We start from the raw sequence: 22,518 nt of genomic DNA, 5'->3' as shown, positions 1-22,518 counted from the left end.
TCATCTGTAAAGCTATGTTTCCATTTATAAAACAATAACGCTAAAAAGTTATTATAGAGTAAGTGGAACTTCTTTTTAATGTTTGCCAAACGAATTGAATGGCTGTAGCCATTTATCGTATTATTAACATTGTAGAGAATTCTATTTTCATGAGGTAGGAGTGTTCAATATGTTAAAAATTCAAGAGATCCGTGAGATCATTAAACTAGTTGATCAATCATCAATCGAGGAGTTCACCTATGAGCACGAAGGCTCCAAAATCAAGATGAAGAAAAAAGACGCAATTGTTTCCAAACAAGCGCAGCAAGTAGTGGTTTCGGCACCTGAACAAGCAGCAGCACCTGCACCGCAGGCAGCAGCGGCTCCAGCGCCAGCCCCAGCAGCACAGTCTGCTCAACCAAAAGAAGAACAAGCGGCCCCAGCGGTTGATGAAAGCTTACATAAAATTACATCTCCGATGGTAGGGACATTCTATGCGTCATCATCGCCAGAATCAGATGTATACGTAACGCCTGGAGATAAAGTACAAAAAGATTCGGTTGTATGTATCGTAGAAGCAATGAAATTATTTAATGAAATCGAAGCAGAAGTTAAAGGTGAAATCGTTGACGTATTAGTTGAAAATGGACAACTTGTAGAATACGGTCAACCTCTTTTCTTAGTAAAGCCTGAATAAGGAGCGGTAAATATGATTAAAAAGCTATTAATTGCGAATCGAGGAGAAATTGCGGTTCGAATTATTCGAGCGTGTAAAGAGTTAGGTGTAGAATCAGTAGCTGTTCATTCTCAAGCTGATCGCGACTCTTTGCATGTACAATTAGCAGACGAAGCGTATTGTATTGGACCAACGTCATCTAAAGACAGCTATTTAAACTTTACAAATATTATGAGCGTTGCGATGCTAACGGGCTGTGACGCCATTCACCCTGGATACGGCTTTTTAGCTGAAAACGCTGATTTTGCAGAGCTATGCAGAGAGTGTAACGTTACATTTGTAGGACCAAGTCCGGAGGCCATTAACAAAATGGGAACAAAAGACGTAGCGAGGGAAACGATGCGTGAAGCCGGTGTCCCAATTGTTCCTGGTTCCACTGGAATTGTAGAGTCAGTGGAAGACGGTATGTCAATTGCTAATGATATTGGCTATCCTGTTATTATTAAAGCAACGGCAGGAGGCGGAGGAAAAGGAATCCGCGTTGCGAAAAATGAACAAGAGCTTATTAAAGGTATTACAATTACGCAGCAAGAAGCTGCTACAGCTTTCGGTAACCCTGGTGTGTACATTGAAAAGTTCATTGAGGATTTCCGTCACGTTGAGATCCAAGTGTTGGCTGATTCTCATGGAAACACTGTACATTTAGGAGAGCGTGATTGCTCGATTCAACGCCGTCTTCAAAAATTAATTGAAGAAACGCCTTCTCCAGCGTTGGACGAAAAAACGCGTGAATTAATGGGCGACGCTGCTGTTAAAGCCGCTCAAGCCGTTAATTACACAGGAGCCGGAACCGTGGAATTCATTTATGATTATCGTGAAAACAAATTTTACTTCATGGAAATGAATACGCGTATCCAAGTAGAACATCCTGTTACAGAAATGGTGACAGGAGTTGACTTAATTAAAGAACAAATCAACGTGGCAAATGGTGAAACTTTACCGTTTACGCAAGAAGAAGTGACGTTTAACGGATGGGCAATTGAGTGCCGAATCAACGCAGAAAACCCAGAGAAAAACTTTATGCCATCACCAGGTACGATTCAAATGTACTTGCCGCCAGGTGGCTACGGAGTGCGCGTAGACTCTGCTGCATACCCGGGCTATGCAATCCCACCTTACTATGATTCAATGGTGGCTAAATTGATTGTTCATGCGCCAACTCGTGAGGAAGCTATTGAACGAATGAAGCGCGCGTTAGATGAATTTGTTATCGATGGCGTTGCGACCACTATTCCTTTTCACCAAAAGCTATTAAATCATGAAAAATTTGTTAGCGGTGAATTCAACACGAAGTTTCTTGAGCTATATGACGTAATGAATTCTTAGTATAATATAAACTATAGGAGGTGCTGTACATGAATGAAAATCATGTATTAGAAATGGAAGAACACCCAAATTCTCTTGGCAAAGTAGAAATTGCTCCTGAGGTTATTGAAGTCATTGCGGGTATTGCTGCTTCTGAAGTAGAAGGCGTTTCTGCAATGAGAGGAAATTTTGCAGCTGGCGTTGTGGAGAAACTAGGAAAGAAAAACCACGGTAAAGGTGTAAAAGTGGACTTAACAGAAAACGGGATAAAAGTAGACGTGTTTTGTATGATGAAGTTTGGTGTATCTATTCCAAACGTAGCGCAGCAAGTACAAGATAACATTCGTCAAGCCCTTAAAAATATGACAGCTATTGATCTCGATGAAGTAAACATTCATATCGTAGGGATTCAGTTTGATACGCAAAAAACTGATATTGAAGAAGTTGAATAAAACAAACGTTTACCTAACGGCTGTTGCTAAAATGGAATAACGTATGATTACTTGTTCCTTTTCAACACAAGCTATGGTAAAGTGAAAAAGACTGTCTCGTCATAAAGACGGTCTTTTTCGTGTTCTACAAACTTCGTATAAGAACAATCAAGTATCGTTTCATAAACTATGCTATTATCTAGGTATACTAGTTGAAGAAGATAAATAAAGGAGCAAAAATAATGAAAAGACATACAGCACGCCAAAAAGCATTACAAGCACTATTTCAGCATGATTTAGGGCAAACCGAGCCAATGGAGGCAATCGGAAATGTTGTACAAAACGAAAAGTCTGATCAATTTTTAGAAAGTCTTGTGCTAGGTGTAGTTGAGCATCAGCAAGAAATTGATGAACTTTTACGCAATCATTTAGAAAAATGGACGTTAGACCGCGTAGCTACTGTAGACCGCGTAATCCTGCGTATTGCCGTATACGAAATGAAGTATGAAGAAGAAATTCCTACGAGCGTTACGTTAAATGAAGCGATTGAATTAGCAAAAACATTTGGCGATGATCAATCAAGCAAGTTTATCAACGGCGTATTGTCTAAAGTGTTAACAACTTTATCTAAATAAACGTTCATCTTGCCAAATCAAGTGACTAAAATGCTTCTCTCCTTTATATAAAGGGGAGAGGGTGACTGCAAAGGAGGCAAAATGATGAGTGAAGTGCGTTATCTAACCGTTACCGCTCTTACACGATACATCAAGCGCAAGTTTGACGTAGACCCTCACATGCAAGATGTATGGATTAAAGGAGAAATTTCTAACTTTAAACGTCATAGTCGAGGACATATGTATTTCACCTTAAAAGATCAAAATGCTCGTATCGCAGCCGTTATGTTTGCTGGGCATAACCGTCAGCTTAATTTTCAGCCTGAAGAAGGAATGAATGTACTGATTCGAGCTGAAATTTCGGTTTATGAACCAAGCGGAAATTATCAAATGTACGTAAAAGAAATGCAGCCTGACGGCGTTGGAAACTTATACTTGGCCTACGAACAGCTGAAAAAAAAGCTGGAAAAAGAAGGCTTGTTTGATCATGCTAGAAAACGAAAACTTCCGAAGTATCCAACAACAATAGGTGTGATTACATCTCCTACTGGAGCCGCCGTACGTGATATTATTACGACATTAAAGCGCAGATATAACGCGAACATTATTGTTATGCCCGCTCTTGTTCAAGGAGTGAATGCGGCACCGTCTATCATCAAGGCAATTGAAGAAGCAAACCGTCGTAAAGAAGCAGACGTATTAATTGTCGGCCGCGGCGGCGGGTCAATTGAAGAGCTTTGGGCGTTTAACGAAGAAAGCGTAGCTCGTGCAATTTTCACTTCTACTATTCCCGTTATTTCAGCGGTTGGACATGAAACCGATTTTACAATTGCAGACTTTGTAGCAGATTTGCGAGCCCCTACTCCAACGGGTGCTGCGGAGCTGGCCGTACCTCATATCAGTGAAATTACAGAAAGATTGACTCAGCGAAATATCCGTCTTCTTCGTTCGATGAAAGAGATGCTTCAGTCTAGTAGCCGCAGGCTTGAACGATCTCAGAAATCATATGCTTTTCGTTACCCTCAAAAGTTGGTCGAGCAAAAAGAGCAGCAGTTAGATCAGCTGATGGAGCGTTTTTATCGTGAAGGTAGAAGGTACATTGAGCATAAACGGACGAACTACGAGCAGCTAACAGCCGCTTTGTTGCGCAATCACCCCGAGCATCAGTTAACGAAAGCGGCAGACCGTCAACAGCAGCTGACGAAAATGCTGACAAAAGAGATGCAGCAGCTGCTAAAGCAAAAACAGCTTTTATTTGCCACGGCAACGTCAAAATTACATACGCTTAGTCCATTAAAAACAATGGAAAGAGGCTACAGCTTAGTATACGATAAAGAAAAAGAGTTAATTAAATCAACCAAACAAGTATCCAAAGGTGATGTGGTAAACGTTCGTTTGACCGATGGACAGTTGCAGTGTGAAGTTTCGAAAATAGAGGAGCGATGAAAAATGGCGACAAATAAAGAGTATACGTTTGAAGAGGCGATGGAGCAGTTAGAAACCATCGTAAACAAGCTAGAAGAAGGCGACGTGCCTTTAGAAGAAGCAATTCAACAATTCCAAGAAGGAATGACTCTTTCAAAATTCTGTCACGATCGTCTTCAGCATATTGAAAAGCAAATGGAAACTATTTTACGTGAAGACGGAACGCTTGAGCCATTCTCGGTACAGGAGGAAGAGTGATGGTGAATGAAATGAATTTAAAAGAGTATATTTCTTTTACAAAAGATCGAGTAGAAACACGCTTGCCTGAAGTGGTAAAGGCATTACATGCTCCGGTTAACTTAAAGGAATCCATGCTTTACTCGCTTACGGCAGGAGGAAAGCGACTTCGCCCAGTGCTGTTGTTTGCAACGCTACATGCATTTGGAAAAGACGAGAGCATGGGATTAGAAACAGCCTGTGCAGTGGAAATGATTCATACATATTCGCTCATTCATGATGATTTACCTAGTATGGATGATGACGACTTAAGAAGAGGTAAACCGACAAATCACAAGGTGTACGGCGAAGCAACGGCTATATTAGCTGGAGATGCTCTTTTAACAAATAGCTTTCAGCTCATTTCTGAAGCGGTACATCCTGAAATTACATCACATATGAAACTTCAGCTCATTACAGAACTGGTAAAAGCAAGCGGAACAGAAGGTATGATCAGCGGACAGGTTGCAGATATGGAAGGTGAAAAAAAGCAGCTCACGCTAGATGAGCTTGAATATATTCATCTTCATAAAACGGGGAAGCTGCTAGGATTCTGTGTAAAAGCAGGAGCAATTCTTGCAAAAGCTACGCCTCTACAGCAAGAATTATTAGAAGAATTCAGTAAGCATGTAGGGTTAGCGTTTCAAATTCAAGATGATATCTTGGATGTGGAAGGGTCTGAAGAAAAGTTAGGAAAGCCAATTGGCAGTGATACAGAAAATGAAAAAACGACATATCCTTCTTTATTAGGTATGGAAGCGGCCAAAGAAAAGTTACAGTATCATGTTGAACAAGCACTTCTCTCGTTACGTCAAGCTCAAATTAAGCACGGATTACTAGAAGAAATTTGTTTATATATAGCAAAACGTGATAGTTAATGACGATTTCTGTCAGGTTTTTTGAGTGATACAGTAAAATAAGATTGAGTCCCAATAGGGGCTATGCTATAATGATTTTACTACTGTATAAAAGCGTAGTGCATAGGTTTGAAAGACATATACAATATCTTGGTGGCCGTTATCACATTTGTGTTAGCGGCTATTTTTTCACTATTTTCCTTTGAATATCACTGGTTTACTGATAGAATATCAAAGGTATTGTAAGTAATAAGGAAATACTAAAAATTGACTATACGTATAAAACAATAGACAATGTATTAAGGTAACTTTATAACAAGTACGAAAGTGAGTGATCCACCTTGGATCTTACAACGATAAAAAATCCTGAGTTTTTAAAGAAAATGTCAGTAACACAATTAGAAGAACTAAGTGAAGAGATTCGTCGTTTTTTAATTACAAAGCTTTCTGCAACTGGTGGTCATATAGGGCCAAATTTAGGGGTTGTTGAGTTAACGCTTGCACTCCATAAAGTGTTCGACAGTCCAAAAGATAAATTTTTATGGGACGTCGGGCATCAGTCGTATGTCCATAAAATTTTAACAGGACGAGCGGGAGAGTTTGATACAATCCGTCAATATAAAGGATTATGCGGTTTTCCAAAGCGAGATGAAAGTGAGCATGATGTATGGGAAACGGGACATAGTTCTACATCTCTTTCAGCCGCAATGGGAATGGCTGCTGCAAGAGATTTGCAAAAAACAAAAGCTCACATTGTTCCTATCATTGGTGACGGAGCTTTAACAGGTGGTATGGCTCTTGAAGCGCTTAACCACATCGGGCACGAGCAAACGGATATGACCGTTATTTTAAATGACAATGAAATGTCTATCGCTCCTAACGTCGGGGCTGTACACAGCATTCTGGGGCGTTTGCGCACGGCGGGCAAATACAACTGGGTAAAAGATGAGCTTGAAGTTCTACTGAAAAAAGTGCCTGCGGTAGGCGGTAAGCTCGCGGCAACGGCAGAACGTGTAAAAGATGGCCTAAAGTACATGGTTGTGTCAGGCATGTTCTTTGAAGATCTTGGCTTTACGTATTTAGGACCGGTTGACGGCCATAGCTATGACGATTTATTGGAAACGTTACAATATGCAAAGAAAACAAAAGGACCGGTACTTATTCATGTGATTACGAAAAAAGGGAAAGGGTACTTGCCAGCGGAAAGCGATAAAAGCGGAGCGTGGCATGGTACAGGCCCTTACAAAATTGAGTCCGGTGACTTTATTAAAGACAAAAATGTTCCGATTGCTTGGAGTAAATTAGTAAGTGATACGGTATTGAAAATGGCTAGAGAAGATGAGCGTATCGTAGCAGTAACGCCAGCAATGCCTGTAGGTTCAAAACTTGAAGCGTTTCAAAAAGAGTTTCCCCATCGCATGTTTGATGTTGGGATTGCAGAGCAGCATGCAACAACAATGGCCGCTGGTCTTGCAACTCAAAATATGAAGCCCTTTTTAGCTATTTATTCGACGTTTTTACAGCGTGCATACGATCAAGTGGTTCATGATATTTGCCGTCAGAAGCTAAATGTATTTATTGGGATTGATCGAGCTGGACTAGTAGGTGCTGATGGTGAAACGCACCAAGGTGTATTTGACATTGCGTTTTTACGTCATTTGCCTAACCTTGTTATTATGATGCCAAAAGACGAAAATGAAGGTCAGCACATGGTTCACACTGCTTTGACTTATGAAGAAGGTCCGATTGCGATGCGCTATGCGAGAGGAAACGGATTAGGTGTTGAACTAGATTCAGAACTGAAAAACATTCCGATCGGTACATGGGACGTATTAAAAGAAGGTTCGGATACAACCATTTTAACGTTTGGTACAACGATTTCAATGGCGATGGATGCAGCAGCAGAACTTGAGAAGCAAGGAATCAGCGTCAAAGTGGTCAATGCTCGTTTTATTAAACCGCTGGATGAAAAAATGCTTCACGAGATTTTCCAAACGAATAAGCCTGTGATTACGGTGGAAGAAGCGGTACTTCAAGGCGGTTTTGGAAGTGCGGTGTTAGAGTTTGCATCAGAGCACGGCTATTATAATACTCGCGTTGAACGTATGGGTATTCCTGATCGCTTTATCGAGCACGGCAGCGTAACAAAACTTTTAGAAGAAATTGGCTTAACCAAAGAAGAGATTATAAATCGAGTTAAAAAACTCGTAACACCAACACAAAAGAGGCTTGAAGTTAAGTGACAAAAAAAGAACGAGTAGATGTATTATTAGTAGAACGAGGTTTGATTGAAACAAGAGAAAAAGCAAAGCGTACAGTGATGGCAGGACTTGTTTATGCGAATGAAGTCCGTTTGGATAAGCCGGGAGAGAAAATTGAACGCGATACGCCGCTGACAATTAAAGGTGCAGTGATGCCTTACGTCAGCAGAGGCGGCTTTAAGCTTGAAAAAGCGATTAAAGAATTTAATGTCCATGTAGCGGATAAAATCATGATTGATATTGGTTCTTCTACTGGAGGCTTTACCGATTGTGCGCTTCAAAATGGAGCGAAGATGTCCTATGCGCTAGACGTAGGCTATAATCAGCTAGCTTGGAAGCTTCGTCAAGATGAGCGAGTAGAAGTAATGGAACGAACAAATTTCCGTTATGTGACACCAGCTGATTTATCAAGAGGCTTGCCTGAATTCGCTTCTATTGATGTATCGTTTATTTCCTTAAGACTCATTCTCCCTGTGTTAAAAACACTTCTTGTTCCATACAGCGATGTTGTTGCACTTGTTAAGCCACAGTTTGAGGCTGGAAGAGAGCAAGTTGGGAAAAAAGGAATCGTGCGTGACTCAAAAGTGCATGAAGAAGTCCTTCAAGGAATGGTGGATTTCTCCCTTCGTCAAGGATACGATGTATATAACATGTCGTATTCACCGATAACAGGAGGAGATGGAAATATCGAATTTCTTCTTCATCTGAGCTGGAAAGGCGAGCGTGAACTTGGTGAAAATCAAGCTCCGCTTACTGTGCGTGAAGTGGTCGAAGAAGCACATAAGACGTTAAAAGAGAAAAAGTAATAATGGCCAATGTTAAGCAAAAACTTAGCATTGGCGATTTGATTATGACTCTTTATACAAAAGGTGCATAATCAAGTTGAACACATTATGATACTTAATTAGTGAAAGACTTATAAACAACAAAACAAAAAGAAGATTACATATTAATGTGAGGTGCCAACATGAATAAAGGGCAAAGACATATTAAAATTCGTGACATTATCACGAATAATGATATTGAAACACAGGATGAATTGGTAGATATTTTAAAAAACCAAGGTTTTAATGTAACACAGGCAACAATCTCTCGTGATATTAAAGAACTGCACTTAGTCAAAGTGCCTTTGATGGACGGACGATACAAATACAGCTTGCCTGCAGATCAGCGTTTTAATCCCTTACAAAAGTTAAAGCGCTCTCTTATGGACGCATTTGTAAAAATTGATTCAGCCGGGCATATGCTGGTGATGAAAACATTGCCGGGAAACGCAAATGCGATTGGCGCATTAATTGATCATTTGGACTGGGATGAAATATTAGGAACAATTTGTGGAGACGATACATGTTTGATTATTTGCCGTACTCCTGAAGATACGCAAATTATATCAGACCGATTCTTAGAAATGTTATAAAGGTGAGTGAAGCAGGTTGTTAGCTGAATTATCCATTAAAAACTTTGCGATTATTGATGAACTTTCTGTTTCATTTGAAAAAGGCTTAACGGTATTAACAGGCGAAACAGGAGCGGGAAAGTCGATTATTATTGATGCCATTTCATTGTTAGTAGGTGGAAGAGGCTCTTCGGAGTTTGTCCGCCATGGAACAGACAGAGCCGAAATTGAAGGGCTTTTCTTATTTGATGAAGAACAGCATCCGAGTCACGAAAAAGCCAAACAAGTCGGTTTGGAAGTGGAAGATGGAATGATTGTGCTTCGCCGAGATATCACTACAAATGGGAAAAGTATTTGCCGTATCAATGGGAAGCTCGTCACGTTAGCTATCCTACGTGAAGTCGGACAGACGTTAATTGATATACATGGACAGCACGAGCACCAAGATTTAATGAATCAAGATCGTCACTTAACTCTTCTTGATCAATATGGAGGAGAAAAAGTAGAAGAGGCTTTGACGGAGTATCGAGAGGTATTTTCGAGGTATACGTCGCTAAAAAAGCAGTTGGATCAATTAACTGAAAATGAGCAGCAGATGGCACATCGCCTCGATCTTATTCAATTTCAATTAGATGAAATCAAAGCCGCAAATTTGCAGCTCAATGAAGACGAGGAACTAAATGAAGAGCGTTTGAAGATTTCCAACTTTGAAAAGATCTATACGTCGCTAAACGATGCGTACAATGCGCTGCACGGTGAACATCAAGGTCTGGATTGGGTAGGCGTAGCAATGAATCATACGGAGGATATTTCGTCACTGGAAAAAAACTATGCCGAAATTTCGGAGATTATTTCATCGAGCTTCTATCAGTTAGAAGACGCATCTTATAAAATTCGTCAGCAGCTGGATTTATTAGAATTTGATCCGAAACGCTTAGACTTTATTGAAGCGCGTTTAAATGAAATTAATCACTTAAAGCGTAAATACGGTCAAAGTGTAGATGAAATTCTAGAATATGCAGCACAAATTGAAGATGAAATTGATCGTATTGAAAATCGAGATACGCACGTGAGCAAGATCAAAGAACAGTTAAACAGCGTAGCACAGGATTTATTAGTAGAAGCTAACAACGTTTCAGCTATTCGAAAAAAACTTGCTCAGGAGTTAACGGACAGCATCCATCATGAGCTTCAAGAACTCTATATGGCTAAAACCGTATTTCAAATTAAATTCTCTGTCGTAAATGCAGGTAAAAATGACGTTGAAGTAAATGGCGAAAGAATAAAATTCACCAAAGACGGCATTGACAACGTAGAGTTTTATATTTCTACCAACCCTGGTGAACCGTTAAAGCCTCTTGCGAAAGTAGCATCAGGCGGAGAACTGTCAAGGATCATGCTGGCGTTAAAGAGCATCTTCTCTAAGCATCAAGGCGTGACGTCCATTATCTTTGATGAAGTTGATACAGGCGTAAGTGGAAGAGTAGCTCAATCGATCGGTGAAAAAATACATGCCATTTCCGTTGATTCGCAGGTTCTTTGCATATCTCATTTGCCGCAGGTAGCAGCTATGGCAGATACTCATCTCTTTATTGCTAAAGAGATAAAAGGTGATCGTACAACGACATCTGTTCTTCCATTAACTCTTGATGAAAAAGTAAAAGAAATTGGTCGAATGATTGCAGGAGCTGAAATTACAAGCTTAACGAAGGAGCATGCCAAAGAGCTTTTAGATTTAGCGGATAAGATGAAGCAGACCATTTAACAAAACACCTTTTAACACGTAACAGTATGTGTTAAAGGTGTTTTTTTATACAAAATGGAGGAACTGAAAATGTTTCCTTGCACTTCTTTTCATTTTTCTCTGAACTTCTGTTATAAATGCGCTCTAAGAAGGCTAAATTAAATGTGTAGCCATTTAGGCGAGGAAGCGAGGAGAGTGAAAACATGCAAAATCGATACAGACATATAATTGGTGCGATTCTCCTTGTTTCGTTCATTTTTGTAGGATTTATTCCAGTTGTGCAACAATATATACACATTCCAAAACAAATCGTCTTATTTGAACAGCAAAAAGAAAAAATTAATACGACATTACCGCTTAGCGTAGAAGCTTCATCACCTGTTTACGATGTAACAAGTAACAAGGCGAAGCTGACCGTAGCAGGCAAACAGGTAGGCAAAGAAGAGTTGATGCTTCATTTGGCCGGTATTCCTGTAAAGCGTGTAGACGTGCAGGTATTATCTGATTTTAAAGTCATTCCTGGTGGACAATCAATCGGTGTGAAATTAAATTCAAAAGGTGTTCTTGTTGTAGGCTATCATCAGGTAGATACAGCAAAAGGTAAAAAATCTCCTGGCGAAATTGCGGGTATTCAAGTTGGAGATATGATTACGAAGATTAATGGTAAAACCATTGAAAAAATGAGTGATATTACACCGTTTATTCAGCAGGCAGGGAAAACGGGTGAACCATTAAATCTGCATATTTTAAGAGAAAAAAAGCAGTTTGACACGAAGCTGTATCCGTTAAAAGATAAGCAAGATTATGCGTACAGAATCGGTTTATACATCCGTGATTCAGCTGCAGGAATTGGCACAATGACTTTTTATGATCCAAAATCTAAAAAATACGGCGCTTTAGGCCATGTTATTTCGGATATGGATACAAAAAAGCCAATCGTAGTAGAAGATGGACAAATTGTCCGTTCGACCGTTACATCAATTGAGAAAGGTTCGAACGGCGTTCCCGGCGAAAAGCTAGCGAGGTTTTCTGAAGATAGACAAATCATTGGAAATATTACACGAAATAGTCCTTTCGGTATTTTTGGAAAATTGTCTTCAACGATGGAAAACGGAATAATGGATAAAGCAATGCCAATTGCTCTATCTCATCAAGTAAAAGAAGGACCGGCTAAAATTCTAACGGTAGTAGATGATGATCAAGTGGAAGAATTTGATATTGAAATTATGAGTACTATACCTCAAAAGTTTCCGGCTACTAAAGGAATGGTTATTAAAATTACAGATCCTAAATTGTTAAAGAAAACAGGTGGAATTGTTCAAGGAATGAGCGGGAGTCCGATTATTCAAAACGGTAAAGTCGTTGGAGCGGTTACCCATGTTTTTGTAAATGATCCTACCTCCGGTTACGGTGTCCATATTGAATGGATGCTTAACGAAGCAGGAATCGATATTTATAAAAATAATCGAAAAAAAGCGAGCTAATGTTGTCATTAGTTCGCTTTTTTTGATAAAAATTATTGTCGTAAATGTACGAGAAAAACGTCGAAAAACAAAGAAAATAAGAGAAAATCGAATAAATTCCATTTAAAAGACTTTTTTCTAAAAAAATAAAGGAAATAATGTTGCATTGTCGAATTTGTCCTTTAGAATAAAGAATAGAGACACGTAGGAAACGACGTATAACATAAAGGACTGAGGAGGAAGCTGCATTGAAAAAAATTAAAGTATGCTTGGTTGATGATAATCGGGAACTAATTGGTTTGCTTGAAGATTATATTTCAGAGCAAGAAGACATGGAAGTAATCGGAGTAGCTTACAATGGACAAGAGTGTTTATCCATTTTAAAAGATAAAGATCCGGATGTTCTTGTATTAGACATTATTATGCCGCATCTAGATGGATTAGCAGTTTTAGGTCAGTTAAAAGAAATGAAAAAAGAAAATTATCCAAATGTCATCATGCTAACAGCATTTGGGCAAGAAGACGTAACGAAAAAAGCGGTTGATTTAGGAGCTGCTTATTTTATTCTAAAGCCGTTTGATATGGAAAACTTAGTGAATCATATTCGTCAAGTTAGCGGACAAACATCTTCATTTATGCAACGTTCATCTTCTTCCATGCGTTCGCATCGCGACAGCAAACCAGCAAATTTAGATGCAAGCATTACGAGCATCATTCACGAAATTGGTGTACCTGCTCATATTAAAGGCTATTTATATTTGAGAGAAGCCATTTCAATGGTATATAAGGATATTGAGCTGCTTGGGTCGATTACAAAAGTGCTGTATCCTGACATTGCAAAAAAATACAATACAACAGCAAGCCGCGTTGAGCGCGCCATTCGTCATGCCATTGAAGTAGCATGGAGCCGAGGGAACATTGATTCTATTTCTTCATTATTCGGATATACTGTCAGCATGTCAAAAGCGAAGCCGACAAATAGTGAATTTATCGCCATGGTTGCGGATAAATTACGCCTTGAACATAAAGCGAGTTGAAAGGGATAGGACTGCTGGAATTACGGGGTTTTGAGTGAGCTGATACCTTTTGTAATACAGAGTACATGCCGATAAACTTTTGGAATTTACACTAGATATTAAACTGAAAACCAATAAACTTTTTACTGCAGGGCCGATGAATTTTAATCATTCATGGGTCCTTTCATTTTGTTTTAAGAGTTGGAAATAGGGAGGTTAAGGGAATGCACATCTTGTGATCCATAGTAGTGTATTTTATTGAAATAATTTATTTAATTGTTATGAGGGCTTTGTGTTTGAAAGAAGATTTAGAAGATGTGTTAAAAAATTCATCTACATATATGGATAAGTAAATGATAAAAAAAGCAGCCTTCAGAAAAGGCTGCTTTTTTTAATCCATTAATTTAGCAATCGGTTTTGAAAGGAACAAAACAATAATTCCAAGTACAATTGTTACAGCTCCGATTAAGCTGAAGATGTCGAAATAACCTAACGACTGTGTATAAGATGCAAGAACACCCGCTAGCTTATTAGCAACAGCAGAGCTTGCCATCCATACGCCCATTAAAAGAGAAGCAAGCTTTAATGGAGCCAGTCTACTTACCATAGACAACCCTACTGGCGAAATCATAAGCTCAGCTAGCGTGTGCAGGAAGTAAGTGAAAATCATGAACAGGATATTTACTTTTAAAGCTGGGTCATTACCAGTATACATAACGGCTGGAATTAAAATTAAGAATCCTAATCCGACTGTTACAAGTCCCATACCCATTTTTGTTGGTGTTTTAAAATCACCGCGTTTTGAATTTCCTAGCTTGTACCAAACAAGTGACATAATTGGTGCTAAAATCATGATAAACAATGGATTCAATGATTGGAACCACTCTGTTGGAACCGTAAAACTACCGATTTGACGATCAATTTGATCTTGAGCATATAGCGTTAAAGAACTTCCAGCCTGTTCAAAAGCTGTCCAGAAAGCAATAACAACGAAAGCTAGAATAACGATAGCAACCGTTCTTTTCTTTTCTCGTGCTGTCAGCGGAGCAGTTGATGTTTGAGATGCTGCTGCATGAACTTTTCCTGTAGGCTCTTTCCCAATATCACCTAAATAGCGATTAGCCAGTAGGTTAAATAAAATTTGTCCAACAACCATTCCGATAGCTGCTGTTAAAAATCCGTATTTATAACTCATTAATCCAACAACTAATGGGGCGAAAAATGCACCAAAGTTAATACCCATATAAAAAATGGTAAAAGCACCGTCACGGCGAGGATCATTTTCTGCATAAAGATCTCCGACCAATGTGGAGATATTTGGTTTGAAAAATCCGTTTCCGATAATTAATAAAGCAAGTCCGATATACAAAGCGGCTACGCTTTGATGAATGAAGATGGAAAAATTCCCGAGTGCCATAATCACACCACCGATTGTGATGGCTAGCCTTCTTCCGAGGAAGCGGTCTGTTAAATATCCGCCAATCATCGGCGTAATGTAAACAGCACTAGTGAATGTTCCATATAAGCTCAGTGCAGTTGCTTTATCTACCCCGAGTCCACCTTGAGCAGCGGTAGCAGTTAAATAAAGAACCAGAATGGCTCTCATTCCATAATAACTAAATCTTTCCCATGCCTCAGTCGCGAATAATAAGTACAGTCCAGGAGGGTGTTTTTTCCTAGACTCATTTTGCTGCTGATTTTCATGTTGTACAGCTGCTTGCATAATGAAGTCCCCCTAAAATTTCTCTCATACTATTTAATTCTTTTATTTGAATTGATCAAAAAATCAGAATATAAGTACTGGAATAAATATAATGTATTTTTATTTTAGTAGAAAAACAATAATTTCGTCAATGAAATTATATGGAAAAATCAAAAAATAATTAAATATACACAAAAAAGTATTAAATTACTTATTTAAAAGCATTTTTAAAAATACATTTATATTATTAAATATTCTAATATATGTTATGGAAAATGAAGTAAGAAAGTAATACTATTTTTGGAAACGAAAATTCGAAAGAAAAAAGGATCTGTTATTCAGATCCTTTTTTATCTTCGCTCGCATTTAATTCAGCAAGTTTCTGTAGCAAAATATGCTGAGGCATATGCATTAATTGCTCGAGAGGGATATTTAATTGTTCTGCTAATTTTACGGCTGTATCCGGTGAAATTTGCAGTGGTCTCATACACAACGACCTCCTTTTGCATATAAAGTAATGAAAGTGAAAAAGTATAAACAGTAAATTCGTGCTTTCACTATTAAGTAATGCTAAAGTTAATAATAAGTGATAATAGAGGAGTTGAGCAAGTATGTTTGTAATAGGTCATCGCGGCGCAGCTGGAACGTTTCCTGAAAATACGATGATTTCCTTCAAAGAAGCAGCGAGAGTCGGAGCACACGGAATTGAACTTGATGTGCATATGACAAAAGATGGAGAACTTGCTGTAATTCATGATGAAAAAGTAGATCGAACGACGAATGGAAAAGGGTATGTAAAAGATTTTACGTATCAAGATTTACAAAAATTAGATGCGAGCTATAAGTTCAAAAAAAAGTATGGAGTATGTAAAATTCCCATGTTAAATGAAGTAATGGAGTGGGCTTCAAGTGAAGGAATTAGCGTAAATATCGAGTTGAAAAACAATATATTTGACTATCCATACTTGGAAATGAAAGTCTTGGATTTAATTTATTTATACAAGATGAAGGATCGAACGATGATTTCATCTTTTAATCATAACAGCTTAGCCCGAATTAGTTCCCTGGATTCTACGATTGAAACAGCTATTTTATATTCTTATCCGATGTATGAGCCTTGGGTATATGCTCAGCATCTTGGCGCAAAAGCTCTTCACCCTAATCAGCGTACCGTTAATGAAGTAAATGTAGCCGCTTCAAAAGATTGTCAAATTCCAGTGCGACCTTACACAGTAAATGATGTAAAAGTAGCTGAGCAGCTTCGGAAATATGGATGTGAATCCGTTATTACCGATTATCCAGAAAAAATGGTGAAGCAATTTGGAGGGCGCTTTTCGTAAAAAAACATCGCATTAATGCGATGTTTTTTTATCTTTTTGAAATCTGTTTTGAACTTTGTTTCGCTTGCGGTCTCTGTGCAGAATAAAGCCAGCAACAAATCCAAGACCGATTACAAATAACAGAAGACCGACTGAAAATTGCAAAAATAAAGAAGGGAACGGGGATTGCAGGATGCCAAAAATCATATCTCTCATAAGTTTAATGCCATATCCAGCGAGTATACCAGGAATAAGTAAGATTAGCAGTGCGATAATTCGAACCATAGCTTCTCCTTTCGCTTCTCTTTTTTAAAATGAATGCGTTTACATTATAAAACCGTTATACTTGAATCATAAAAGAACTAAATAAATTGTCAAGAGCGTTTCTTTTTTTATATGATAGGTATATGCAATATTTTGCACGGAATATGTACATATTAAGTAGAAAAGGTGAAAAAATATGCAAAAAGTGTTGATCGTTGGAGGAGGAAAAGGCGGATTAGCTATTCTGAAAATCTTGTTGGAAACAGAATTTATGAAAGTGATTGGTGTAGTAGACGTACGAGCTGACGCGCCGGCTGTTTTGCATGCGCAAGAACAAGATATTTCAACTGGAATGAATTGGGAGCCTTATATGACAAAGCAGCTCGATGTCATTGTTGAAACAACAGGTAAACAAGGTGTTTTTCAACAATTGCAGAGAAGCAAACCTGCTGATGCACTGGTAGTTCCGGGATTGGTTGCTGAAATTATGGCCAATCTGATGGAGGAAAAAGAAGAGTTAATTCAGCGGTTAAAGCAAGAATCGTATAAATATGATCTTATTTTTAACGCGGCTCATGATGCGATGGTCGTGATTGATAAGAATGGATATATTACGCTATTTAATCAAAGCGCCGAGCGTTTGACGAACTTTTCACACAGAGATGTAATTGGTAAGCATCTTCATGAAGTTATTCCAAATAGTAAACTTGTTGATGTTCTTCATACAAAAACGATTGATCAAAATAGTGAATTTGTGTTAGATAGCGGACGGAAGGTCATTACGACTAGAATACCAATACTCGACGAGAATAGAGAGCTGTTTGGTGCCTTTTCGATTTTTAAAGATATTACGGACGTTGTCGGATTGGCAGAAGAAGTTACGAACTTAAAAGAAGTACAAACTATGCTTCAAGCTATTATTCAATCTTCTGAAGAAGCTATTTCGGTTGTCGATGAAGAAGGAAGAGGGATTTTAATTAATCCTGCTTATACGAGAATTACGGGTTTAAAAAAGACGGATATTATTGGTCAGCCCGCGACTGCCGATATCTCTGAAGGAGACAGTATGCACATGAAGGTGCTGCAAACAAGACGTCCTGTTCGAGGTGTAAGAATGAGGCTTGGTCCGAGTAAAAGAGACGTAGTTGTGAATGTTGCCCCCGTTATTGTCGATGGAAAATTAAAAGGCAGCGTTGGAGTTATTCATGATATGTCTGAAATTCAAGAGCTTACAAATGAACTCAAAAGAGCGCGTCAAATTATCCGAACGCTTGAAGCGAAATATTCATTTGCTGATATCATTGGTCAGTCTGAAGAATTTCAGTTAGCAATTGAGCAGGCTAGACTTGCTGCTAAAACACCAGCTACTGTTTTGCTTAGAGGTGAATCTGGGACGGGTAAGGAGCTGTTTGCACATGCGATTCATAATGCGAGCAGCCGAAAGTTTAATAAATTTGTTCGGATCAACTGTGCTGCACTTTCTGAGTCTTTGCTTGAAAGTGAACTTTTTGGGTATGAAGAAGGAGCTTTTTCCGGGGCAAAACGAGGCGGAAAACGAGGTGTTTTTGAAGAAGCCAATAACGGTAGCATCTTTTTGGATGAAATCGGGGAGCTTTCAGCTCATATGCAGGCTAAGCTGCTTCGAGTGCTTCAAGAAAAAGAGCTTATTCGCGTTGGAGGCACGACCCCTATTCCGGTGAATGTTCGCGTGATTGCAGCTACGAATGTGAATTTAGAAAAAGGAATGGCTGATGGAAGCATCAGACAGGACTTGTATTATCGGCTAAACAAAATTCCGATTCACATACCTCCTCTTCGGAAGAGAAAAGAGGATATTGGAGCGCTTGTTACACACTTAATTACAAAAATTAATCAAGATTACGGCCGACATGTTGAAGGGGTAACAGAGCGGGCCTTACAATCATTGAGATCATACGACTGGCCAGGAAACGTCAGAGAGCTTGAAAACATATTAGGAAGAGCTATTATTTATATGCACTATACGGAAACAATGATTGATTCTGTTCATCTCCCTTCACTTGAAGGCAAGGGCAAAAAAGAAAAAAATCAGGCGAATGAAGAGGTAGTATTCGAAGGGAAGACTTTAGCGCACATGATGGAAAATTATGAAGCTGAACTTATTCAAAAAGTGCTGATTGCAAACAAGTATAACCGAACGAAAACAGCAAAACAGCTCAATATTTCCCTGCGTTCTCTGTATTATAAGTTGGAAAAATACAATCTTGCAAATAACAGCATGCAATAAAATGCATGGTGTGCAAGTTATTGCATATAAATAGAGAGGTATTCTTTTTTTCTGTTTGTCGTTAGAATCAATAAAAAAATTTTTTTGTGCGTAGAAACGGATATAAGCAGCTATATTATGTAATATATGCAGAGTGTGGCACAAATCTTGCATATATTTTAAGTGACTGCATAAACGCGCAGTATGCTCCTTAAAAAGGGGCAAAAGAAAGAATGAAAAAGGAGAGGTCGAACATTCCATGACTCTTGCTACCATCTTATCTCGGGTTGCTAAGCAGTCTTCTTTGACTGTTGCTGTTGCTGCAGCTGAAGACTTAGAAACAATTGAGGCAGTGTATGAAGCTGTGTCAAGGGAAGTTTCTGAATTTATTTTGTTTGGCAACGAAACAACAATTAATGAATTATTCAGGCAGTACCACCCATCCTTACTCACTCATAAGGCTGTGACGGTCGTACATACGGAGTCCGTTTTAGAAGCGGCTCAATTGGCTGTGCGTTCAGTTCAGCAAGGTCAAGCTCATATCGTAATGAAAGGGAATTTATCCACATCGCTTATTTTAAAAGCTGTGTTAAATAAAGAGCATGGTTTGCGTACGGGAAATGTTTTATCACACGTAGCTGTGTTTGATGTTCCTCACTATGACCGCCCTATTCTTGTAACAGATGCAGCTATGAATATTACGCCATCTCTGGAAGAGAAAGTTCAAATCATTCAAAACGCGGTGAACGTTGCTCACTCGATTGGGATAGAGGTGCCAAAGGTAGCTCCTGTTGCAGCGGTTGAAGTTGTGAACCCTTTGATGCCTGCCACAGTAGAGGCTGCACTTCTTACACAGATGAACCGCAGAGGACAAATTAAAGGCTGCGTTATTGATGGACCTTTAGCACTCGACAATGCCATTAACATAGAAGCAGCCAAGCAAAAAGGCATTCAAAGTGAAGTTGCCGGTCAAGCAGATATATTACTCGTTCCAGCAATTGAAACAGGGAACGTCTTATATAAATCCCTTATTTATTTTGCTAAAGCAAAAGTTGGAGCTATTCTAGCGGGGGCAAAAGCTCCGGTCGTCTTAACATCCAGAGCAGATTCATCAGAAAGTAAATTATACTCACTGGCGCTTGCTATCAGCGTCGCTCAACAGAATTCTTAGGAGGCACTAACAATGAAAATTTTTGACTATATGGAAACATACGATTATGAGCAGTTATTATTTTGCCAAGATAAAGATTCAGGCTTAAAAGCCATTATTGCGATTCATGATACAACAATTGGACCAGCTCTAGGCGGTACGAGAATGTGGACATATGAATCAGAAGAGGCTGCAATTGAAGATGCGCTTCGTTTATCACGCGGAATGACTTATAAAAATGCAGCAGCAGGCTTGAATTTAGGAGGAGGAAAAACGGTTATTATCGGAGATCCTCGCAAAGACAAAAATGAAGCGATGTTCCGTGCATTTGGCCGCTTTATTCAAGGGTTAAATGGTCGATATATTACAGCAGAAGATGTGGGCACAACGGTAGAGGATATGGATATTGTATATGAGGAAACGGATTATGTAACGGGTGTATCTCCTGCCTTCGGTTCATCAGGCAATCCATCACCAGTCACAGCCTACGGCGTATACCGAGGAATTAAAGCAGCAGCAAAAGAAGCATTTGGAACAGATATGCTTGAAGGAAAAGTAGTAGCTGTCCAAGGTGTAGGAAACGTAGCATATAATTTATGCCGCCACCTTCACGAAGAAGGGGCAAAACTTATTGTAACGGATATTAATAAAGAAGCTGTTCAGCGTGCGGTAGAAGAATTTGGTGCGCAAGCAGTAGACCCAAATGATATTTATGGTGTAGAATGTGATATCTATGCTCCTTGTGCACTCGGAGCAACGATTAACGATGAAACGATCCCTCAAATAAAAGCAAAAGTTATTGCAGGGGCAGCTAATAATCAATTGAAAGAAACGCGTCATGGTGATTTAATTCATGAATTAGGCATTGTATATGCACCGGACTATGTTATTAATGCAGGAGGCGTTATTAACGTAGCTGATGAGCTAGTTGGATATAACCGTGAGCGTGCGCTGAAAAAAGTTGAAGGTATTTATGATAATATTGAAAAGGTAGTTGAAATCTCAAAGCGAGATGGCATTCCAACCTACCTAGCAGCAGATCGCTTAGCTGAAGAAAGAATTGAAAAGCTGCGTCGTTCACGCAGTCAATTTTTACAAAATGGACAGCATATTTTAAGTAGACGTCATACGCGCTAATGTTTGAGCTGAAGGCTAGGCAAAAGGAATAAATGAAATCCTTTCGACCTAGCCTTCGTTTATGAGAATGATAAGGTAGGAGGACATGTGTTGGATATGCATGAATATCGAATGCTGATAATAAATCCGGGTTCAACGTCCACAAAAATTGGCGTGTTTCACAACGATAAACCAATTTTTGATCGAACAATCCGCTACGATTCACAGCAAATGAATCAGTTTGAGACGATATATGCACAGTATGAGTTCCGTAAAAACTCGATTTTAGAGGCACTTGATGAAGAAGGGATTAATTTATCTAAATTAAGTGCAGTATGTGGAAGAGGAGGGCTTTTACGCCCGATTGAAGGCGGCACATACGAAGTAAATCAAGCCATGCTCAAAGATTTAAAAGACGGTTATGCCGGCCATCATGCTTCAAATTTAGGCGGGATTTTAGCGTTTGAGATTGCGTCTGGATTAAATATTCCAGCATACATTGTTGATCCAGTGGTGGTAGATGAGCTAAGTGACATCGCTCGTATCTCAGGAACTCCTTTTATGGAAAGGAAAAGCATCTTTCATGCGCTGAATCAAAAATCGGTGGCTCGAAAAGTGGCCAAAGAAATGAATAGCACATACGAACAAATGAACGTTATTGTTACCCATATGGGCGGGGGCATTACAGTTGGAGTTCACAAGTGCGGAAAAGTAATTGATGTGAACAATGGCCTGCACGGCGACGGTCCTTTTAGTCCAGAGCGCGCTGGCGGTGTACCGGTTGGTGAATTAGTTCGTCTTTGCTTTTCAGGTCAGTATTACCGCGAGGAGATTATGAAAATGCTTGTAGGAAAAGGCGGACTTGTCGGTTATTTGGGCACATCTGACGTGCAGAAAGTCGAAGCGCTAGTGAAAAATGGAAACGAAAAAGCTAAGCTTATCTACGAAGCAATGGCTTATCAAATTTCGAAGGAAATTGGAGCTGCCAGTACGGTATTGCATGGAAAAGTAGATGCCATTATTCTAACGGGAGGCATTGCTTATTCAAAAGCGTTTGTTGAGCTGATTATTAATCATGTAAAGTGGATTGCAGATGTCATTGTTTATCCTGGAGAAAATGAGCTTCAAGCGCTAGCTGAAGGGGCTCTCCGAGTGCTTACAGGTGAAGAAGAAGTAAAGGAATATAAAGGCGCTTAATAGCGTTTGCAGAAAGGTGTGA

General features: G+C 39.2%; 21 protein-coding genes. 18 read left to right on the top strand and 3 right to left on the bottom strand.

Features of this window, described 5'->3' with window-relative positions; translation table 11 throughout:
* The first annotated feature begins 169 nt into the window (after positions 1–169).
* The 13 genes from accB to spo0A all read left to right on the top strand — a co-directional run bounded on the left by accB (position 170) and on the right by spo0A (position 13,524).
* Entirely contained in the window at positions 170–676 is a 507-nt protein-coding gene (gene accB, locus ACRPLY_RS21980) for an acetyl-CoA carboxylase biotin carboxyl carrier protein (protein ID WP_013059145.1), read from the top strand.
* A 12-nt stretch (positions 677–688) separates the two neighbouring features.
* Complete coding sequence (gene accC, locus ACRPLY_RS21975; RefSeq protein WP_028411593.1) at positions 689–2,041, top strand: acetyl-CoA carboxylase biotin carboxylase subunit; 1,353 nt, start codon at positions 689–691, stop codon at positions 2,039–2,041.
* Positions 2,042–2,070: 29 nt separating this feature from the next.
* Complete coding sequence (locus ACRPLY_RS21970) at positions 2,071–2,472, top strand: Asp23/Gls24 family envelope stress response protein (protein ID WP_013059143.1); 402 nt, start codon at positions 2,071–2,073, stop codon at positions 2,470–2,472.
* 221 nt (positions 2,473–2,693) lie between these two features.
* Positions 2,694–3,086: a transcription antitermination factor NusB gene (gene nusB, locus ACRPLY_RS21965; protein ID WP_013059142.1), complete on the top strand. Its 393-nt coding sequence runs from the start codon at positions 2,694–2,696 to the stop codon at positions 3,084–3,086.
* A gap of 84 nt (positions 3,087–3,170) precedes the next feature.
* On the top strand, positions 3,171–4,511 hold the full coding sequence (xseA, locus tag ACRPLY_RS21960) for an exodeoxyribonuclease VII large subunit (protein WP_034271010.1): 1,341 nt from the start codon (positions 3,171–3,173) through the stop codon (positions 4,509–4,511).
* A 3-nt stretch (positions 4,512–4,514) separates the two neighbouring features.
* Positions 4,515–4,748 (top strand): exodeoxyribonuclease VII small subunit, encoded by a 234-nt coding sequence (locus ACRPLY_RS21955; RefSeq protein ID WP_013059140.1) that lies wholly within the window; start codon positions 4,515–4,517, stop codon positions 4,746–4,748.
* A complete protein-coding gene (locus ACRPLY_RS21950) occupies positions 4,748–5,644 on the top strand; it encodes a polyprenyl synthetase family protein (protein WP_033579711.1) in 897 nt (298 codons plus the stop codon). The genes ACRPLY_RS21955 and ACRPLY_RS21950 overlap by 1 nt, the downstream gene beginning before the upstream one ends.
* 320 nt (positions 5,645–5,964) lie before the next feature.
* Positions 5,965–7,866: a 1-deoxy-D-xylulose-5-phosphate synthase gene (dxs, locus tag ACRPLY_RS21945; RefSeq protein ID WP_028411590.1), complete on the top strand. Its 1,902-nt coding sequence runs from the start codon at positions 5,965–5,967 to the stop codon at positions 7,864–7,866.
* On the top strand, positions 7,863–8,690 hold the full coding sequence (locus tag ACRPLY_RS21940) for a TlyA family RNA methyltransferase (RefSeq protein ID WP_028411589.1): 828 nt from the start codon (positions 7,863–7,865) through the stop codon (positions 8,688–8,690). Before dxs ends, ACRPLY_RS21940 begins: the two co-directional genes overlap by 4 nt.
* Positions 8,691–8,851: 161 nt before the next feature.
* Positions 8,852–9,301, top strand: a complete 450-nt coding sequence (ahrC, locus tag ACRPLY_RS21935; protein WP_013059136.1) for a transcriptional regulator AhrC/ArgR — start codon at positions 8,852–8,854, stop codon at positions 9,299–9,301.
* 16 nt (positions 9,302–9,317) lie between these two features.
* Complete coding sequence (recN, locus tag ACRPLY_RS21930) at positions 9,318–11,045, top strand: DNA repair protein RecN (RefSeq protein WP_028411588.1); 1,728 nt, start codon at positions 9,318–9,320, stop codon at positions 11,043–11,045.
* A gap of 182 nt (positions 11,046–11,227) precedes the next feature.
* The gene (spoIVB, locus tag ACRPLY_RS21925) at positions 11,228–12,508 is read left to right on the top strand and encodes a SpoIVB peptidase (RefSeq protein WP_028411587.1); all 1,281 of its coding nucleotides are present in this window, start codon (positions 11,228–11,230) and stop codon (positions 12,506–12,508) included.
* Between the two features lie 227 nt (positions 12,509–12,735).
* On the top strand, positions 12,736–13,524 hold the full coding sequence (gene spo0A / locus ACRPLY_RS21920; protein WP_013084985.1) for a sporulation transcription factor Spo0A: 789 nt from the start codon (positions 12,736–12,738) through the stop codon (positions 13,522–13,524).
* Positions 13,525–13,894: 370 nt separating this feature from the next.
* On the opposite strand, the gene ACRPLY_RS21915 is transcribed toward spo0A, so the two are convergent.
* Together ACRPLY_RS21915 and ACRPLY_RS21910 are read right to left on the bottom strand one after the other, a co-directional pair.
* Positions 13,895–15,226 (bottom strand): peptide MFS transporter, encoded by a 1,332-nt coding sequence (locus ACRPLY_RS21915; RefSeq protein ID WP_340927333.1) that lies wholly within the window; start codon positions 15,224–15,226, stop codon positions 13,895–13,897.
* Between the two features lie 313 nt (positions 15,227–15,539).
* Positions 15,540–15,692, bottom strand: coding sequence for a YycC family protein (locus tag ACRPLY_RS21910; RefSeq protein WP_013059130.1), 153 nt, complete (start codon positions 15,690–15,692; stop codon positions 15,540–15,542).
* A gap of 124 nt (positions 15,693–15,816) precedes the next feature.
* Between ACRPLY_RS21910 and ACRPLY_RS21905 the strand changes: the two genes are divergently transcribed.
* Positions 15,817–16,545: a glycerophosphodiester phosphodiesterase gene (locus ACRPLY_RS21905; protein ID WP_098112934.1), complete on the top strand. Its 729-nt coding sequence runs from the start codon at positions 15,817–15,819 to the stop codon at positions 16,543–16,545.
* A gap of 12 nt (positions 16,546–16,557) precedes the next feature.
* On the opposite strand, the gene ACRPLY_RS21900 is transcribed toward ACRPLY_RS21905, so the two are convergent.
* Entirely contained in the window at positions 16,558–16,809 is a 252-nt protein-coding gene (locus ACRPLY_RS21900; protein ID WP_028411584.1) for a DUF2627 domain-containing protein, read from the bottom strand.
* Between the two features lie 175 nt (positions 16,810–16,984).
* Here ACRPLY_RS21900 and ACRPLY_RS21895 point away from each other — a divergent pair, with 175 nt between their 5' ends.
* From ACRPLY_RS21895 to buk, 4 genes are all read left to right on the top strand, one after another.
* On the top strand, positions 16,985–19,054 hold the full coding sequence (locus tag ACRPLY_RS21895; RefSeq protein WP_154973106.1) for a sigma-54 interaction domain-containing protein: 2,070 nt from the start codon (positions 16,985–16,987) through the stop codon (positions 19,052–19,054).
* 238 nt (positions 19,055–19,292) lie between these two features.
* Positions 19,293–20,204, top strand: a complete 912-nt coding sequence (yqiS, locus tag ACRPLY_RS21890; protein ID WP_432232110.1) for a phosphate butyryltransferase — start codon at positions 19,293–19,295, stop codon at positions 20,202–20,204.
* 12 nt (positions 20,205–20,216) lie between these two features.
* The gene (gene bcd / locus ACRPLY_RS21885; RefSeq protein WP_013059125.1) at positions 20,217–21,320 is read left to right on the top strand and encodes a branched-chain amino acid dehydrogenase; all 1,104 of its coding nucleotides are present in this window, start codon (positions 20,217–20,219) and stop codon (positions 21,318–21,320) included.
* 96 nt (positions 21,321–21,416) lie between these two features.
* The gene (gene buk / locus ACRPLY_RS21880) at positions 21,417–22,496 is read left to right on the top strand and encodes a butyrate kinase (protein ID WP_372492011.1); all 1,080 of its coding nucleotides are present in this window, start codon (positions 21,417–21,419) and stop codon (positions 22,494–22,496) included.
* Positions 22,497–22,518: the final 22 nt, after the last annotated feature.

The sequence above is a fragment of the Priestia sp. TGN 0903 genome, from assembly GCF_050846855.1.
GTDB classification, from domain to species: domain Bacteria; phylum Bacillota; class Bacilli; order Bacillales; family Bacillaceae_H; genus Priestia; species Priestia zanthoxyli.
Note: the sequence above shows the minus strand (reverse complement) of the source record. Positions and strands in the feature narration are given on the sequence as shown.

What these genes read in the sequence shown, in the direction of transcription:
- accB (WP_013059145.1), top strand. Translation starts at nt 170, where the DNA reads ATGTTAAAAATTCAAGAGATCCGTGAGATCATTAAACTAGTTGATCAA.
- accC (WP_028411593.1), top strand. Translation starts at nt 689, where the DNA reads ATGATTAAAAAGCTATTAATTGCGAATCGAGGAGAAATTGCGGTTCGA.
- ACRPLY_RS21970 (WP_013059143.1), top strand. Translation starts at nt 2,071, where the DNA reads ATGAATGAAAATCATGTATTAGAAATGGAAGAACACCCAAATTCTCTT.
- nusB (WP_013059142.1), top strand. Translation starts at nt 2,694, where the DNA reads ATGAAAAGACATACAGCACGCCAAAAAGCATTACAAGCACTATTTCAG.
- xseA (WP_034271010.1), top strand. Translation starts at nt 3,171, where the DNA reads ATGAGTGAAGTGCGTTATCTAACCGTTACCGCTCTTACACGATACATC.
- ACRPLY_RS21955 (WP_013059140.1), top strand. Translation starts at nt 4,515, where the DNA reads ATGGCGACAAATAAAGAGTATACGTTTGAAGAGGCGATGGAGCAGTTA.
- ACRPLY_RS21950 (WP_033579711.1), top strand. Translation starts at nt 4,748, where the DNA reads ATGGTGAATGAAATGAATTTAAAAGAGTATATTTCTTTTACAAAAGAT.
- ahrC (WP_013059136.1), top strand. Translation starts at nt 8,852, where the DNA reads ATGAATAAAGGGCAAAGACATATTAAAATTCGTGACATTATCACGAAT.
- spoIVB (WP_028411587.1), top strand. Translation starts at nt 11,228, where the DNA reads ATGCAAAATCGATACAGACATATAATTGGTGCGATTCTCCTTGTTTCG.
- ACRPLY_RS21915 (WP_340927333.1), bottom strand. Translation starts at nt 15,226, where the DNA reads ATGCAAGCAGCTGTACAACATGAAAATCAGCAGCAAAATGAGTCTAGG.
- ACRPLY_RS21910 (WP_013059130.1), bottom strand. Translation starts at nt 15,692, where the DNA reads ATGAGACCACTGCAAATTTCACCGGATACAGCCGTAAAATTAGCAGAA.
- ACRPLY_RS21905 (WP_098112934.1), top strand. Translation starts at nt 15,817, where the DNA reads ATGTTTGTAATAGGTCATCGCGGCGCAGCTGGAACGTTTCCTGAAAAT.
- ACRPLY_RS21900 (WP_028411584.1), bottom strand. Translation starts at nt 16,809, where the DNA reads ATGGTTCGAATTATCGCACTGCTAATCTTACTTATTCCTGGTATACTC.
- ACRPLY_RS21895 (WP_154973106.1), top strand. Translation starts at nt 16,985, where the DNA reads ATGCAAAAAGTGTTGATCGTTGGAGGAGGAAAAGGCGGATTAGCTATT.
- yqiS (WP_432232110.1), top strand. Translation starts at nt 19,293, where the DNA reads ATGACTCTTGCTACCATCTTATCTCGGGTTGCTAAGCAGTCTTCTTTG.
- bcd (WP_013059125.1), top strand. Translation starts at nt 20,217, where the DNA reads ATGAAAATTTTTGACTATATGGAAACATACGATTATGAGCAGTTATTA.
- buk (WP_372492011.1), top strand. Translation starts at nt 21,417, where the DNA reads ATGCATGAATATCGAATGCTGATAATAAATCCGGGTTCAACGTCCACA.